Here is a 14,702-nt window from a genome sequence, read left to right on the forward strand (position 1 = left end):
GGTGAGATTCCCGCCGCGAGAAATGACCCGACGTAGTGAGGCAGCTGCAGACACCGTGATGGGCCCGACTCTCCCTCTCATCCCCGTCGTTCCCAGCACCCCGGAGACGCCCGACGACGCCGTGCCCGCGCAGGCCGGCCCCCGTCGCCGTCGTCCGGCGATGCCGCCGCGCCACCTGGCCGACCTCGACCCCGAGGCCCGTCGCGCCGCGGTGAAGGAACTGGGCCTGCCCGAGTTCCGGGCCAAGCAGCTCTCCACCCATTACTTCGGGCGTCTGGTGCGCGACGTCGCGGAGATGACCGACCTGCCGGCCGCCGCCCGGGAGAAGATCGGCGCCGACCTGCTTCCGCACCTGCTCACGCCGGTGCGCGAGCTGTCCTGCGACGACGGCGCCACCCGTAAGGCGCTCTGGCGGCTGCACGACAACGCGCTCGTGGAGAGCGTGCTGATGGGCTATCCGGACCGGGTCACCGCGTGCGTGTCGAGCCAGGCCGGCTGTGGCATGGCGTGCCCGTTCTGCGCCACCGGCCAGGCCGGCCTCACCCGTAACCTCTCCACCGCCGAGATCGTGGACCAGGTCGTCTACCTGGCCGGTGTCGCGGCGAGCGGCGCGGTCGCCGGTTCCCCGCCGCGGCTGTCCCGCGTGGTGTTCATGGGCATGGGTGAGCCACTGGCGAACTACCCGCGGGTGATCGCCGCGGTCCGGCGCCTGACCAGTCCCGCGCCGGATGGTTTGGGGCTTTCCCAGCGGCATATCACGGTTTCGACCGTCGGTCTGGTTCCGGCCATGCGCAAACTGGCCGATGAGGACCTGTCGGTGACCCTTGCGCTGTCCCTGCACGCGCCCGATGATGATCTGCGCGATGAACTCGTTCCGGTCAACCAGCGCTGGAAGGTGGCCGAGGTGTTGGATGCCGCGTGGGAGTACGCGGCGCGCACGGGGCGGCGCGTGTCGATCGAATACGCGATGATTCGGGACGTGAACGATCAGCCGTGGCGTGCCGACCTGCTCGGCCGTTTGCTGGCCGGGAAGCTGGCGCACGTCAACCTGATCCCGCTCAACCCCACGCCGGGCAGCCGGTGGGACGCGAGTCCCAAGCCGGTGGAGCGCGAGTTCGTCCGCCGTCTGCGCGCGGCCGGTGTCTCCACCACGGTCCGCGACACGCGCGGCCAGGAGATCGACGGCGCCTGTGGCCAGCTGGCGGCGAGCACGGTCGACGGCGCGGAGGCACGATGAACCCTCCGTCTCGCGGGTATGTACGTCTTGGCGTCGCATGGATGGACGCTCTTCACGGCCGCCGGGCCCGGGGCCGCGATGAACGAGGTTCACTGACGGCCGCGTGTGCGGAGGCGCCCGCCGGCGCCGAGCGAGCGAACCAGGACCAGGAGACACAGTGACGAGTCAGGGTCAGCGCTTCCGGAGGCGTGCGCTTCGCCGCGGGTACAAGGTGGAGGAGGTCGACTCCTTCCTCGACCGCGTGGAGGCCACGCTGGCGGGCGAGCAGAGCGGCCCGCCGGTCACCGCTCAGGAGGTGCACGACGTGGTCTTCCGCGTGCGCTTCGGCGGGTACGACGAATGGCAGGTCGACCTGCACCTGGACCGGGTCGAGCGGCAGCTCGCCGAGCTCGACGAGCGCGGCGGCGCCCGTGGGCCCGAGCGCGTCCCGGCCGGCGCGGATCGGATGGGCCCGCCCGACCGGATGAGCGGCGGCCCCGGCGCGCACAGCGGCCCCGGCGGCGGTTTCGGGCCAGGCGGCTTCGACGACCCCGGCGGCTTCGACGGCCCCGGTGGTTTCGACGGCCCCGGTAGTTTCGACGGCCCTGGTGGTTTCGACGACGGCTTCGATGAGCCCCGCACCGGCGGTTTCGACGCCCCCGGCCGCCCGGACGGTCCCGGCTTCGGCCCGCCGGACCGGATGGGTCCTCCGGATCGCATGGGCCCCCCGGACCGGATGGGCCCGCCCGACCGGATGGGCCCCCCGGACCGCATGGGCCCGCCCGACCGGATGGGCCCGCCGGACCGGATGGGCCCGCCCGGGCGCGTCCCGGCCGGTGCCGGCCGCTTCGACGACGGCCCCTCGTTCGGCGGCTTCGACGAGCCGCGCACCGGCGGTTTCGGCGGCCCGCCACAGCGCGATCCCCGCGATCCCCGCGATCCCCGCGACCGCGGTGGCTTCGACGAGCCGCGCACCGGTGGTTTCGGCGGCCCGCCCCCGCGGGACCCCCGCGACCGCGGCGGCTTCGGTGAGGACCCGCGCACCGGCGGCTTCGACGTGCCGCCGCGCGACGACCCGCGCACCGGCGGCTTCGACCTTCCGCCCCGCGGCGGACCGCAGGGTCCCGGCCCCGGCGCCCCGCAGGGCCCCGGTGGCATGGGCCCAGGCGGCATGGGCCCAGGCGGCCCCGGTGGCATGGGCCCGGGCGGCCCCGGCCCGCGCGGACCTCAGGCCCCCGGCGGCATGGGCCCCGGCGGTTACGACCAGCACCCGTACGACGACCCGCGCGACCGCGGCGGCTTCGACGCACCCAGCGGCGGCTTCCCCGGCTTCGAGCCCGGCAGGCACGGCAAGATGGACATGACCGCGGAGATCCGCCTGCCCGAGCTGGAGCGGCGTCCCCGCACCCAGCCGCAGTCCGGCCCGCCCGGGATGGGCGGGGGCCCGGGTGGCCCACCCCCCGGCCCCGGTGGCCCGCCCCCCGGCCGTGGCGGTCCACCGCCCGGCGCGTTCGGCGGCCCGCCCATCCCGCCACCCGGCGGCGGTTACGACGACGGTTACGGCGACGGCCCGGGCGGCTTCGGCGGCCCGCCGCCGATGGGCCCCGGTGGCCCCGGCAACGACCTGCAGCGCGTGGATCACCTGCGCCGCACGTTCCAGCCGCGGCGGTTCGGCAGCGGTTACGACCCGGACCAGGTGGACCGGCTGTTCGAGGGCATCCTCACGGCGATGTCCGGCCGCGGCCCGATGCCGGTGAACGAGAACGACCTGGACACGCTGCAGTTCGGCCTGGTGCCCGGCGGCTACTTCGAGGCCGAGGTGGACGCCGCGCTCAAGGAGGTCAAGGACATCCTGCTGGGCCACTGAGCGTCCGGCGCCATACATGGATCAGCCCGCTTCCCCGGCGTACCGTGGGAGCGGGCTTGATCTTCGGGTCCTGAGGCGGGTGCCTATTCGCGCAGACCCGCGCGGCGCAGTACGACGTCGCCGATCAGCGTCACCGCGATGCCGGCCGCGATCACGACCAGGAAGATGTTCTCGATGTTGCCCTCGTGGTTCCCCAGCGTGCAGGCCAGCAGGGACAGAATGGTCAGCACCCCGAGGATGCGTCCCGCCCTGCGGTTGCCGGGCTTGAGCTGATCGGGTGCGACCACCGGCTCGCTATCCGCCACTGTGGGTCCTTCCTCGCGCTGTGCGTTCACATCCGCGGTTAGTCTGACATGCGGCGGATGCCGGGACGCAGCAAGCCTCCTGTGACGCATCCAGCCTCTCCGCCGACGCACCGGCGATGCCCCGCGCGGGTCCGGTAACGTCTGGCCGGAACCACCGACCGTCGTAGCTTAAGGGAGCAGTGCCGTGCGAGTGACGGGAACCGGTCATGCGAGCATGCGGATCGACACCGCGGCCGGAAGCATCCTCACCGATCCGTGGGTGAACCCGGCCTTCTTCGCGTCGTGGTTCCCGTTCCCGGACAACTCGCAGCTGGATTGGGAGTCGCTCGGCAAGGTCGACTATCTCTACGTCTCGCACCTGCACCGGGACCACTTCGACGCGGAGAACCTGAAGCGGTACGTGTCGAAGAAGGCCGCCGTGCTGCTCCCGGAGTATCCGACCAGCGAGCTTGAGGACGAGTTGCGCGAGCTGGGCTTCCGCAGCTTCATCAAGACGAAGAACGAGGAGGTCGTCGAGCTCGACGGCGGCCTCAAGATCATGATCCAGGCGCTGATCTCGCCGACCGACGGCCCGATCGGTGACTCCTCGCTCTGGGTCGAGTACGACGGCGTCCGCCTGCTCAACCAGAACGACGCCCGCCCGTCCGACCTGTCCCGCTTCGCCGAGCTGGGTCACGTGCACGCGCACATGCTGCAGTTCTCCGGCGCGATCTGGTACCCGATGGTCTACGAGCTGCCCGAGGCCGCGAAGCGGGCGTTCGGCAAGCAGAAGCGCGAGCGGCAGTTCGACCGCACCTGGCGCTACATCGACGACCTGAAGGCCGACCACGTCTTCCCGATCGCCGGCCCGCCGTGCTTCCTGGACGACTCGCTCTACCAGTTCAACGACATCTTCGGCGACGAGGGCGCGATCTTCCCGGACCAGAGCGTGTTCCTCACCGAGTACGCCAAGGTCGGCGGCACCAACGGTGTGGTCCTGCTGCCCGGCTCGGTCTCCGAGCTGAACGCCGAGGGCGGCATCACCACGGAGCACCCGGTCCCGGTCGACGAGTTCTTCGCGAACAAGGCCGCCCACCTGGAGGAGATGCGCGAGCGCAAGCGCCCGATCATCGAGGCCGAGAAGGCGTCCTGGCGGCACCCGGAGATCGACGTCCTGGCCGAGATGAAGCGCCGGATCGAGCCGCTGCTCGAAGAGTCGATCTACATGGCCAAGGGCGTCGGCGGCCCGGTCCGGTTCGACCTGGTCGGCTACGACGGCGAGTCGGTCGAGTCGATCGTGGTCGACTTCCCCGGTAAGCAGGTCCGTCCGTACGCGGACGAGAAGGTCCGCTACCGCTTCAAGACCGAGCGCGCGCTGATCGAGCACCTGCTCTTCACCGGCGAGGTCGACTGGGTCAACTCGCTCTTCCTGTCCTGCCGTTTCTCCGCCGCCCGGATCGGCCAGTACAACGAGTTCGTCTACGCGTTCTTCAAGTGCCTCTCCACCGAGCGCCTGCAGTACGCCGAGGGCTGGTACGACGAGCATGAGCGTGCGGTCGAGGCGGAGAGCATCGAGCTGGGCGACTGGGAGGTGCAACGCCGCTGCCCGCACCTCAAGGCCGACCTGAGCCGCTTCGGCATCGTCGACGGCGACCAGCTCACCTGCCAGCTGCACGGCTGGCGCTTCGACCTGCCGTCCGGCCGCTGCCTCACCTCGGTCGGCCACAAGATCCGCGCGGACCGCAAGGCCTCGGCCTCCTGATCATCCCGGCTCCGTGCGCGGCGAATTCGCTTGCCGCGCACGGAGCACGCCGCGAAGATCACGACCGTGGCGCTGCACGAGGACGAGATCCCGGTCGATGAGCCGGTCATCCGGTCGCTGCTGGCGCGGGACCGGCCGGAGTGGGCCGGGCTGCCACTGAGACGCGCCGGCGCCGGCACGGACAACACCATGTTCCGCCTCGGCGACGAGCTGCTGGTCCGGGCGCCGCGCAACGCGTACAACGCCGGCATGCTGGCCAAGGAGCGCACCTGGCTGCCCCGGCTGGCCCCGCTGCTGCCGCTGGCCATCCCGGAACCGGTGCACCACGGCTCGCCGTCGGACGCGTACCCGCTGCCCTGGGCGGTCTACCGCTGGATCGACGGTGCTGAGCCGGGCCCGGACACCGTCGACGACTGGGCCGCGTTCGGCCGTGATCTGGCGGGCTTCGTCCGCACGCTGCACGGTCTGGACATCTCGGACGCCACGCTGACCGGTTACCGCGGCGGCCTGCTGCGCGACGCCGGCGCCTGGGTGGACCGCAGCTTCGCGGCGTGCGCCGGCCTGATCCCCGGCCTCGGCACGCTGGAACGGATGTGGCGGGACGCGCTCGCGCTGCCCGACCCCACCGGCCCCCGCGTGCCGCTGCACGCGGACCTCAAGCCCACGAATCTGCTGGCCCGCGACGGCGCGCTGCATGCCGTGATCGACTTCGCCGGTCTGATCGTCGGTCACCCGGACGCCGAGCACGCCACCACCTGGGACCTGCCGGCCGAGGCCCGCGAGGCATACCGGGCCGCGCTCGACATCGACGACGAGACCTGGCAGCGGGCCCGGGCCTGGGCGATCGTGGTGGGCGTCAGCGGCGTCGCCTACTACCGGAACACGTTCCCCGAGTTCGTGGCCGAGTGCCGCGCGCGCCTGGCGGCCGTTCTCGCCGCTTCGTAGGCCGGCCCGTGTTCCGTGAGGCGACGGCGGCCGGCTTCCGGCTGCACCCGGACGACCCGATCCTGGACGGCAGGACGTCGTGCGTGCTCCGGCCCGTGGGGACTTCACGAGCATGAGACCTTGTGCCCGCTTCCGGCGTGGCCGCTTCCGAGTGCTCCCGCCGATCACCGTCGCCCGGCGATACCGCGCTCCTACCGGGAGCTGCGCACCGCCAGGTCGGCCAGGATCGCCTGAGCTGCGTTGTGCCCCGCGGCGCCGATCACGCTGCCGGCCGGGAACGTCCCCGCGCTCCCCGCGTACAACCCGTCGAGCCCGGTCGCATACGGCATCCGGTCGGTGAACGACACCGTGTTGTCGACGTGGTGGATGTGCCCGCCGGTGATCCCGAAATGCGCCTCGATGCCCGGCGGCGTCAGCGGCACCACGTCCGCGACCAGATCGCGGGTGCCGGGCGCGTACGCCTCACAGATGTCCAGCAACCGCTCCACGTACGACGGCAGCGCCGCGTCCCAGCCGCCGGCCGGCGCGTACGGCACCGACTGCACGAACAGCGCCGACGAGTGGTGCCCACCGGCGTCCTGCAGCGACGGGTCGACGGTGGTGTGCAGGTACCACTCGATGGTCGGCTCGGCCGGCAGCTCACCCGCGACCACGGAATCCCACATCTCCCGCAGCGCCCGCATCGGCGTGCCACCGGCCGCCGACCCCGGCAGCAGGTGGATCGTGGCGCCGAACGGGCTCGGCGAGCCGGTCGGCAGGCAGGAGAACTCTGGCAAACCGGACAGCGCGAGGTTGACCTTCAGCGTCGTACCCGGCCGCCGTACCGCCTCCATCCCGGTGACCAGCGACGACGGCAGCGCGCCGGGGGGCACGAGCGACATCAGCCGGTACGGATCACACGCACCGAGCACGACCGGCGCGGCCACCGACCGCCCGTCGGCCAGCGTCACGCCGGACACCGCGCCGCCGTCCACGGAGATCGCGCTCACGGCCGTACCCGGGAAGATCTTTGCTCCGGCGGCCCGCGCAGCGGCCGCGAACGTGGCGGAGACCGTGCCCATCCCGCCCTCGGCGATCATCCAGGTGCCGTCCGCGCCGGGCAGCCGGCACATGTTGTGCACCAGGAAGTTGTGGCCGGTGCCGGGATCGTCCGGGCCCGCGTTCAGCCCGGACAGGCCGTCGGTCACCGCGTACATCGAGACCAGCAGCTCGGAGGCGAAGCCGAACCGGGCCAGGTAGTCCGCCACCGAACCGCGGACCAGGTCGGTGAACGCGGTTCGCAGCGCCGGGCGGATGTAGCGGTCCGCGGTCTCCTCGACCGGCAGCGGCGGGGCCAGCCAGGCCGGGGCCAGGTCGTCGCGGAGCGCGGCCAGCTCGGCCTGCATCGCGTCGTCCGCCGCCACGTCCGCGGCGGAGAAGAACGCGGTCATCTGCGCGCGGGTCGACGCACGGTCGCGGCCGAACAGCAGGTACGGTCCGTCCGGCGTGGGCAGGAAGTAGTGCGGGTCGCGGCACAGCACCGGGATGTCCACGTCCAGCGTGCGCAGCAGCTCCGGCGGCATCAGGCCGAGCAGGTACGAACCGGTCGAATGCCGCAGGCCGGGCACGCGCGGGAACGGTGTCTCGGTGCGCGCGGCGCCGCCGATCACGTCCGACGCCTCCAGCACCACCACGTCCAGGCCCGCGCGCGCCAGCAGGATCGCGGAGACCAGCCCGTTGTGCCCGGCACCCACGATGATCACATCGGCCCGCGAGGTCGTCATGGCCGCGAGCCTAACGCCTCCGCGAGCAGCGCGAGCTCCCGCGCGAACAGCGGCTCCATGTCGCACCGGACATGACCGAACACCTCCAGCGCGACCAGCCCGAACACCCGGCTCCACGCGAGCACCAGCAGGTCCGCCGGCCCGGACAGCTCGGCCAGGAACAGCGTCGCGAACCCGGAGCTGCCGCACTCCTCGCGCACGCCGCCGAACATCAGCGCGAACTCCCGCGGATGCGCCAGACTCCACCGCCGGAACTCGTGCGCCATCCCGGTCAGCCGCACCGTCGGCGGCTCGCCCGCGCGCGCGTCCCGCACCGCCCGCACGGCCGCGGCCAGCTCCGCGAACAGATCCGCCGACAGCGCGTCGACCAGCGCGTCCAGCCCGGGGAAATACCGGTACAGCGCGGGCGCGGTCAGCCCCACCTCACGCCCGATCGCGCGCAGCGAGATCGCCGCGGGCCCGCCGGACACCAGCAGCCGCCGCGCCACCGCCTTGATCTCCGCGACGGTGGCGGTCCGCACCCGCTCCCGCCGGGTCGGCGCGGCGCTCATCCCCACATCCTAAAACCAGATCAAAATCATTCAAGGGTACGGAAAGCGGGCACTCGCCCCGCTCCGAGACCGACCGCCGTGGCGGTCCGGGACCGCCCGTGACCGGCGCCGTTCGTGGCCCGCCGTTCGGTCGTCACCGCCGGCGCCGAACCCGGCATCGGCCGGCTTCCGCCGGCGCTGTGCGTCCGCCGGCTCGGCTTCCCCGGGCTCTGCTCCCGCCGGTTACGCCGCTGCTGCTCGCGATGCCGTCTCGGCCCGCGGCACCGGCGTGGTCGACGACTGCTCTCCCGCCGGTTGTGCCGCATCGGCCGGCGTCGTCGTGGCCGCCGGTTCCGGCGTGCTGCCCGGTTCCGGCGTGTTGGCCGGCGGCGCGTGCCGGGAGCCGCTGCGGGTGGCCGCGAACCCGGCCAGCACGATCACGTGGAACAGGTACAGCCACAGCCCCACCGCCACCACGCCACCCACCATGTCCAGCCCGCCGAACGGCAGCCCCAGGTCCAGCGGCAGCGCGCAGAACAGGATGAACCCGTGCAGGAACCCGGACAGGTTCGCCGCCGTGAACGACCCGACCAGCACGGTCCGCACCCACCCCGGCGACCGGCCCGGCGCCAGCCCGCGGTACACCCAGATCAGCACCGGCGTCAGCGCCACCCACACCGCCGCGAACGACACCACGATCCCGCCGAACCGCGCCCACCCGCCCTGGTCGAACAGCCGCGCCGCGAACGGTACGCACGCCAGCGTCGCCGCCAGCAGCCCCGGCGACGCCACCACGATCGGCAGCAGCAGCACCCGTCCCCGCCACCCGGCCAGCGACTCCCGCGGCCCGGCCACGGACACGAACGCCCGCCGCAGCCCTTCGCCGTAGAACGTGGCCGGCAGCAGCGCGGCCAGCGCCAGCCCCGGCGTCAGCCCCAGCCCCGCCGCCAGCAACCCGGCCGCCGCCCGGTCCGCCCCGATCCGGTCCGGCAGCGCCTCGATCGCCGGCATCGCCAGCGCCCGCATCCCGTCCGCCCCCGCGATCAGGCTCGCCGCCCAGATCGCCAGCAACGCCACCGGCACCACCGCGATCCCGCCATAAAACGTGATCGCCGCCGCGTGCAGCGCCAGATCCCGCCCTTTCAGCGGCCGAAAGATCCCCATGGCATCACTGTTTCCCCGCTTCGGTCCCGCGCACGCACCGCGCCGGGTAGCGGCCCGGTCACGAAGCGGCGCATGCATCCGCACGGACGAGTGGCGTCGCTTCCACGGGGCAGCGCCGATAGGCTGACTTCGGCATCATGTTCCGCGGAGAGGGGAGGGCGGGTGGGAGCCATCCCGATCGAAGAGTTCGAGCCCATCGCCGAGACGCCGGCCGGACCCTCGTTCCAGTGGCTCGGCATCCGTGACGAGCCCTGGACCCCGCAGCTCGCGTTCGAGCTGCTGCCCGAGACCAACGGGCCACGGGTTGAGGTCTTCCGCGGGAGTGTCGTCGTGAGTCCGCATGCCGGAGTTGATCATCAAAGCATCGAGTTCAATCTGGCATCCCTGCTCAAGCCGCCCGCTCGGCGGGCAGGGTGCTTCCTTTATCACGAGATCAACGTGGTCTCCGGCGACGACCTCTTCATTCCCGACCTCGTCATCCTCCGCGAGTCCGGTGCGGGCCGAACTAGTGTCGCCATCGAAACCGTGATGCTGCTCGGCGAGATAGTCTCGGCCGGAAATCGCCGCAAGGACGTCATCGACCGCCCCAAGGAGTATGCGGCGGCCGGTGTGCCCTTCTTCCTCCGGGTCGACTTCCGCAACCGGGTTCCGGCGATCACGCTGTTCGCGTTGGAGGACGGTGAGTACCAGCCGCTCGTCGCGGCTGCCGCCGGAACCATGTTCGTGATGAAGGAACCCTTCGCCGTGGAGTTCGACCCGGCTGAGCTGCTGGACGAGTAGGCGGCGGGCGGTCGGCGGGCTTCCGGGAAGCGTGGGGGATGATGGGGGCGTGAGTTCGCCTCGGCACATTGTTCTGCTCGGCTCGACCGGGTCCATCGGTACGCAGGCCATCGACATCGTGGAGCGCCACCCCGAGCGTTTCCGCGTCGTGGCCGTCGGCGCGGGCGGGGGCAACGTCGAGTTGCTGGCCCGGCAGGCGCTGCAGCTCGGCGTCGAGGTGGTCGGTGTGGCGAAGGCCACGGCCGCGCAGGACCTGACGCTCGCCTTCTACGCGGAGGCCTCCCGTCGCGGCTGGACCAGCGGCGACTTCAAGATCCCGAAGATCGTGGCCGGGCCGGACGCGATGGCCGAGCTGGCCGCGTTGCCCTGCGACATCGTGCTCAACGGCGTGGTCGGCTCGCTCGGTCTGGCGCCCACGCTGACCGCGCTCAAGCACGGCCGCACGCTCGCGCTGGCGAACAAGGAGTCGCTGGTCGCCGGTGGCTCGCTGGTCCGGGCCGCGGTCCAGCGCCCGGACCAGATCGTGGCGGTCGACTCGGAGCACTCCGCGCTCGCCCAGTGCCTGCGCGGCGGCGCCGCGGGCGAGGTGCACAAGCTGATCCTGACCGCGAGCGGCGGCCCGTTCCGCGGCAAGAAGCGCGACGACCTCCGGAACGTCACGCCGGAGCAGGCGCTGGCGCATCCGACCTGGGACATGGGACCGGTCATCACCATGAACTCCGCCACACTCGTCAACAAGGGCCTCGAGGTGATCGAGGCGCACGAGCTGTACGGCATCCCGTACGACCGGATCGGGGTCGTCGTCCACCCGCAGTCGATGATCCACTCGATGGTCGAGTTCGTGGACGGCTCGACGCTCACCCAGGCCAGCCCGCCGGACATGCGGCTGCCGATCGCGCTGGCGCTGGGCTGGCCGGAGCGGGTGCCGGGCGCGGCGAAGCCGGTCGACTGGAGCGTCGCGAGCGCCTGGACGTTCGAGCCGCTGGACGACGAGGCCTTCCCGGCCGTGGAGCTGGCGAAGCAGGCCGGGCGCGAGGGCCGGTGCCGTCCGGCGATCTACAACGCGGCGAACGAGGAGTGCGTGGCCGCGTTCGCCGCGGGCGATCTGCCGTTTTTGGGCATCGTGGACACCGTTCGTGACGTTCTCGCGGCGGCCCCCGATTTCGGGGAACCGGGTACCGTCGACGACGTACTTTCCGCTGAGTCGTGGGCGCGCACGCGTGCCCGAGAGATCATCGCCGGTAGCCCGGCGTCCCGTACCGGGGGAGCTGCATGAGCTGGATGTTCTGGGTCGGCGTGCTGGTCTTCGCGATCGGCCTGATCATTTCGCTGGCCCTGCACGAGGCCGGGCACATGTGGTCGGCGCAGGCCTTCAAGATGAAGGTCACCCGGTTCTTCATCGGCTTCGGCCCGACGCTGTTCTCGTTCCGCCGCGGTGAGATCGAGTACGGCGTGAAGGCCATCCCGGCCGGTGCGTTCGTGAAGATCGTCGGCATGGTGCCGCAGGACGACGACGTGGCGCCGGAGGACGAGCCGCGCGCGATGTGGCGCCAGGCCCTCTGGAAGCGGACGATCGTCATGTCCGCCGGCTCCGCGATGCACTTCGCGCTCGGCACCGTGCTGCTCTGGGGCACGTTCGCGTTCATCCCGTTCAGCAACCCGGAGCGGGCCGACGAGGTGCGCCCCGAGGTCGCCGCGATCAGCGAGTGCGCCACCCCGAAGATCGTGGTGGTGGACGGCCGGCGCGTCGACTGCGACCCGGCGACCGGCACGCCCAGCGCGGCGAAGCAGGCCGGTCTCCAGCCCGGTGACGTGATCACCGCGGTGAACGGCACGGCGGTGACCGGCTGGGGCCAGATGAGCGGCCTGATCCGCGCGGCCGGCGGCAAGTCGACCACGATCACCTGGGAGCGGGCCGGCGCGGCGCAGTCCGCTACGGTCGTCATCCCGCTGGCCGAGCGGGTCAAGCCGGACTCCGGCGTGGAGACGGTCGAGGACATCACGCCGGACGACATCGAGACGGTCGGCGTGCTCGGCATCAGCCCGGTGATCCCGAAGACGGTGGCCGGCCCCTCGGCCGCGTTCGGGCTCACCTACCACGGCGTGATCACCATGGTGCAGAACACGTTCGAGTCGCTGAAGCGCATCCCGGAGAAGATCCCGCTGCTCTGGGCCGCGATCATGGGCGAGGAGCGCGACCCGGAGACGCCGATCAGCGTGCTCGGCGCGACCCGGCTCGGCGGCGAGCTGGTCGAGCGCGAGGAGTACGCGATCGCGCTCAACCTGCTGGTCGTGCTCAACTTCTTCATCGGCATCTTCAACCTGCTGCCGCTGCTCCCGCTGGACGGCGGGCACATCGCGATCGCCTGGTTCGAGCGCATCCGGTCCTGGCTCTACGCGCGCCTCGGCAAGCCCGACCCGGGCCGGGTGGACTACTTCAAGCTGATGCCGGTGACGTACGTCGTCATTCTCATCTTCGGGGCGTTCACGCTGCTCACGCTGACCGCCGATATCGTCAACCCGATCACTCTGAACTGAGTCGAAGGACAGCATTGTGACCGCCATCAGTCTCGGAATGCCCGCCGTTCCCCCACCGCCGCTGGCCCCCCGCCGGGCCAGCCGTCAGATCATGGTCGGACCCGTCGCGGTCGGCGGTGGCGCGCCGGTGAGCGTGCAGTCGATGACCACCACGCTGACCGCCGACATCAACTCCACGCTTCAGCAGATCGCCGAACTCACCGCGGCCGGCTGCCAGATCGTCCGGGTCGCCGTACCGTCCCAGGACGACGTGCTCGCGCTCCCCGCGATCGCGAAGAAGTCGCAGCTGCCGGTGATCGCCGACATCCACTTCCAGCCGAAGTACGTGTTCGCCGCGATCGACGCCGGCTGCGCCGCGGTCCGGGTCAACCCGGGCAACATCCGGCAGTTCGACGACAAGGTCAAGGAGATCGCGAAGGCGGCCGGTGACGCCAAGGTCCCGATCCGGATCGGCGTGAACGCGGGCTCGCTGGACAAGCGCCTGCTGGAGAAGCACGGCAAGGCCACGGCGGAGGCGCTGGTCGAGTCCGCGCTGTGGGAGTGCTCGCTGTTCGAGGAGCACGGTTTCCGGGACATCAAGATCTCGGTCAAGCACAACGACCCGGTCGTCATGATCCGGGCCTACCGGCAGCTCGCCGAGCAGTGCGACTACCCGCTGCACCTGGGCGTGACCGAGGCCGGACCGGCGTTCCAGGGCACGATCAAGTCCGCGGTCGCGTTCGGCGCGCTGCTGGCCGAGGGCATCGGCGACACGATCCGCGTGTCGCTGTCCGCGCCGCCGGTCGAGGAGATCAAGGTCGGCAACCAGATCCTGGAGTCGCTGGGTCTGCGCGAGCGCGGCCTGGAGATCGTCTCCTGCCCGTCCTGCGGCCGCGCCCAGGTCGACGTCTACACGCTCGCCGAGCAGGTCACGGCCGCGCTCGACGGCTTCCCGGCGCCGCTGCGCGTCGCGGTCATGGGCTGCGTGGTGAACGGCCCCGGCGAGGCCCGCGAGGCCGACCTGGGCGTCGCGTCCGGCAACGGCAAGGGGCAGATCTTCGTCAAGGGCCAGGTCATCAAGACCGTGCCGGAGTCGCAGATCGTCGAGACGCTGGTCGAGGAGGCGCTGCGCCTCGCCGACGAGATGGGCACGGAACTCCCCGAGGAACTCCGCGACCTGCTGCCCGCCACGAAGCCGATCGTGACGGTCCACTAGTAATCTTCAGGGCGACGCCCCGGGCCTGCTTCCACCAGGCCCGGGGCGTCGTCGTCGTTCGTCCTCACTCGGATTCGGCGAGGATCGCGTACAGCTTGCGCTTGGTCTCGTTGAGGATCTCCAGCGCGGCCTGCCGCTGCTCCGGCGTGCCGCTCACACCGACCTCCTTGAGCGCGCTCATGATCCCGAACGCGGCCTGCCGGAAGTCCTGCGCCTGGGACACGTGCTCGTCACCGAACTCGGCCCACGGCGGCGTCTCCGCCGCGCTCGCCGCCGCCGCCCGGCCGGTCTCGGTCAGCGTGAACCGCTTCCGCCCGCCGTCCGTCTCCGCGACGATCAGCCCCTCGTCCTCCAGCAGCTGCAGCGTCGGATAGACCGACCCCGGGCTCGGCCGCCAGATGCCACCGGTCCGCTGCTCCAGCTCCTGAATGATCTCGTAACCGTGCATCGGCCGCTCGATCAGCAGCGCCAGCACGGCCGCGCGCACGTTTCGCCCGCGCCCGCCGCGCCCACGCCCGCGATGCCCGCCGGGCCCGTGATGCGGCCCGCCGTGCCCCCACGGCCCGAACCCCGGCCCGCCGGGCCCGAACGGCGGGAACCCGAACCCGCGGCGGCGCCCCTCGTCCTCGAAGAATTCCCTGGCGAAGCCCTTCATGGT

At 71.8% G+C, this 14,702-nt stretch carries 13 protein-coding genes and 1 pseudogene; 9 read left to right on the forward strand and 5 right to left on the reverse strand.

The window, feature by feature from the left end:
- The first annotated feature begins 58 nt into the window (after window positions 1-58).
- The 3 genes and pseudogenes from rlmN (at window position 59) to J2S42_RS42135 (ending at window position 3,083) form a co-directional block, all read left to right on the forward strand.
- On the forward strand, window positions 59-1,237 hold the full coding sequence (gene rlmN, locus J2S42_RS28810; RefSeq protein WP_459903895.1) for a dual-specificity RNA methyltransferase RlmN: 1,179 nt from the start codon (window positions 59-61) through the stop codon (window positions 1,235-1,237).
- A gap of 157 nt (window positions 1,238-1,394) precedes the next feature.
- Window positions 1,395-1,607: pseudogene (locus J2S42_RS42130) on the forward strand (DivIVA domain-containing protein); the annotation flags it as partial.
- A gap of 309 nt (window positions 1,608-1,916) precedes the next feature.
- The gene (locus J2S42_RS42135; RefSeq protein WP_442320109.1) at window positions 1,917-3,083 is read left to right on the forward strand and encodes a DivIVA domain-containing protein; all 1,167 of its coding nucleotides are present in this window, start codon (window positions 1,917-1,919) and stop codon (window positions 3,081-3,083) included.
- Window positions 3,084-3,166: 83 nt separating this feature from the next.
- Here J2S42_RS42135 and J2S42_RS28820 read toward each other — a convergent pair whose 3' ends face one another.
- The gene (locus tag J2S42_RS28820; protein ID WP_307244072.1) at window positions 3,167-3,388 is read right to left on the reverse strand and encodes a DUF2631 domain-containing protein; all 222 of its coding nucleotides are present in this window, start codon (window positions 3,386-3,388) and stop codon (window positions 3,167-3,169) included.
- A 184-nt stretch (window positions 3,389-3,572) separates the two neighbouring features.
- On the opposite strand from J2S42_RS28820, the gene J2S42_RS28825 reads away from it, so the two are divergent.
- Together J2S42_RS28825 and J2S42_RS28830 are read left to right on the forward strand one after the other, a co-directional pair.
- Window positions 3,573-5,129, forward strand: coding sequence for a Rieske 2Fe-2S domain-containing protein (locus tag J2S42_RS28825; protein ID WP_307244073.1), 1,557 nt, complete (start codon window positions 3,573-3,575; stop codon window positions 5,127-5,129).
- 66 nt (window positions 5,130-5,195) lie between these two features.
- Window positions 5,196-6,074: a phosphotransferase gene (locus tag J2S42_RS28830; RefSeq protein WP_370879440.1), complete on the forward strand. Its 879-nt coding sequence runs from the start codon at window positions 5,196-5,198 to the stop codon at window positions 6,072-6,074.
- A gap of 191 nt (window positions 6,075-6,265) precedes the next feature.
- Here the strand turns inward: J2S42_RS28830 and J2S42_RS28835 are convergent, their stop codons facing one another.
- From J2S42_RS28835 to J2S42_RS28845, 3 genes are all read right to left on the reverse strand, one after another.
- Entirely contained in the window at window positions 6,266-7,837 is a 1,572-nt protein-coding gene (locus J2S42_RS28835; protein ID WP_307244076.1) for a phytoene desaturase family protein, read from the reverse strand.
- Complete coding sequence (locus J2S42_RS28840; RefSeq protein ID WP_307244077.1) at window positions 7,834-8,388, reverse strand: TetR/AcrR family transcriptional regulator; 555 nt, start codon at window positions 8,386-8,388, stop codon at window positions 7,834-7,836. Before J2S42_RS28840 ends, J2S42_RS28835 begins: the two co-directional genes overlap by 4 nt.
- Window positions 8,389-8,610: 222 nt before the next feature.
- Entirely contained in the window at window positions 8,611-9,531 is a 921-nt protein-coding gene (locus J2S42_RS28845) for a YhjD/YihY/BrkB family envelope integrity protein (RefSeq protein ID WP_307244078.1), read from the reverse strand.
- 162 nt (window positions 9,532-9,693) lie between these two features.
- Here J2S42_RS28845 and J2S42_RS28850 point away from each other — a divergent pair, with 162 nt between their 5' ends.
- Genes J2S42_RS28850 through ispG form a run of 4 tightly spaced genes read left to right on the forward strand, consistent with a single transcriptional unit; the run spans window position 9,694 to window position 14,044 of the window.
- A complete protein-coding gene (locus tag J2S42_RS28850; RefSeq protein WP_307244080.1) occupies window positions 9,694-10,311 on the forward strand; it encodes a Uma2 family endonuclease in 618 nt (205 codons plus the stop codon).
- A gap of 49 nt (window positions 10,312-10,360) precedes the next feature.
- Window positions 10,361-11,587: a 1-deoxy-D-xylulose-5-phosphate reductoisomerase gene (gene dxr, locus J2S42_RS28855; protein ID WP_307244082.1), complete on the forward strand. Its 1,227-nt coding sequence runs from the start codon at window positions 10,361-10,363 to the stop codon at window positions 11,585-11,587.
- Complete coding sequence (locus tag J2S42_RS28860; RefSeq protein ID WP_307244084.1) at window positions 11,584-12,849, forward strand: M50 family metallopeptidase; 1,266 nt, start codon at window positions 11,584-11,586, stop codon at window positions 12,847-12,849. Before dxr ends, J2S42_RS28860 begins: the two co-directional genes overlap by 4 nt.
- A 16-nt stretch (window positions 12,850-12,865) precedes the next feature.
- Window positions 12,866-14,044 carry a flavodoxin-dependent (E)-4-hydroxy-3-methylbut-2-enyl-diphosphate synthase gene (ispG, locus tag J2S42_RS28865; protein ID WP_307244086.1) on the forward strand — a complete coding sequence of 393 codons (1,179 nt, stop codon included), beginning with the start codon at window positions 12,866-12,868 and terminating at the stop codon, window positions 14,042-14,044.
- 64 nt (window positions 14,045-14,108) lie between these two features.
- Here the strand turns inward: ispG and J2S42_RS28870 are convergent, their stop codons facing one another.
- Entirely contained in the window at window positions 14,109-14,699 is a 591-nt protein-coding gene (locus J2S42_RS28870) for a PadR family transcriptional regulator (RefSeq protein WP_307244087.1), read from the reverse strand.
- Between the last annotated feature and the right edge of the window lie 3 nt (window positions 14,700-14,702).

The organism is Catenuloplanes indicus, from assembly GCF_030813715.1.
In the GTDB taxonomy this organism is placed as follows: Bacteria; Actinomycetota; Actinomycetes; order Mycobacteriales; family Micromonosporaceae; genus Catenuloplanes; species Catenuloplanes indicus.

What these genes read in the sequence shown, in the direction of transcription:
- J2S42_RS28835 (WP_307244076.1), bottom strand. Translation starts at nt 7,837, where the DNA reads ATGACGACCTCGCGGGCCGATGTGATCATCGTGGGTGCCGGGCACAAC.
- J2S42_RS28845 (WP_307244078.1), bottom strand. Translation starts at nt 9,531, where the DNA reads ATGGGGATCTTTCGGCCGCTGAAAGGGCGGGATCTGGCGCTGCACGCG.
- J2S42_RS28840 (WP_307244077.1), bottom strand. Translation starts at nt 8,388, where the DNA reads ATGAGCGCCGCGCCGACCCGGCGGGAGCGGGTGCGGACCGCCACCGTC.
- rlmN (WP_459903895.1), top strand. Translation starts at nt 59, where the DNA reads ATGGGCCCGACTCTCCCTCTCATCCCCGTCGTTCCCAGCACCCCGGAG.
- J2S42_RS42135 (WP_442320109.1), top strand. Translation starts at nt 1,917, where the DNA reads ATGGGTCCTCCGGATCGCATGGGCCCCCCGGACCGGATGGGCCCGCCC.
- J2S42_RS28870 (WP_307244087.1), bottom strand. Translation starts at nt 14,699, where the DNA reads ATGAAGGGCTTCGCCAGGGAATTCTTCGAGGACGAGGGGCGCCGCCGC.
- J2S42_RS28860 (WP_307244084.1), top strand. Translation starts at nt 11,584, where the DNA reads ATGAGCTGGATGTTCTGGGTCGGCGTGCTGGTCTTCGCGATCGGCCTG.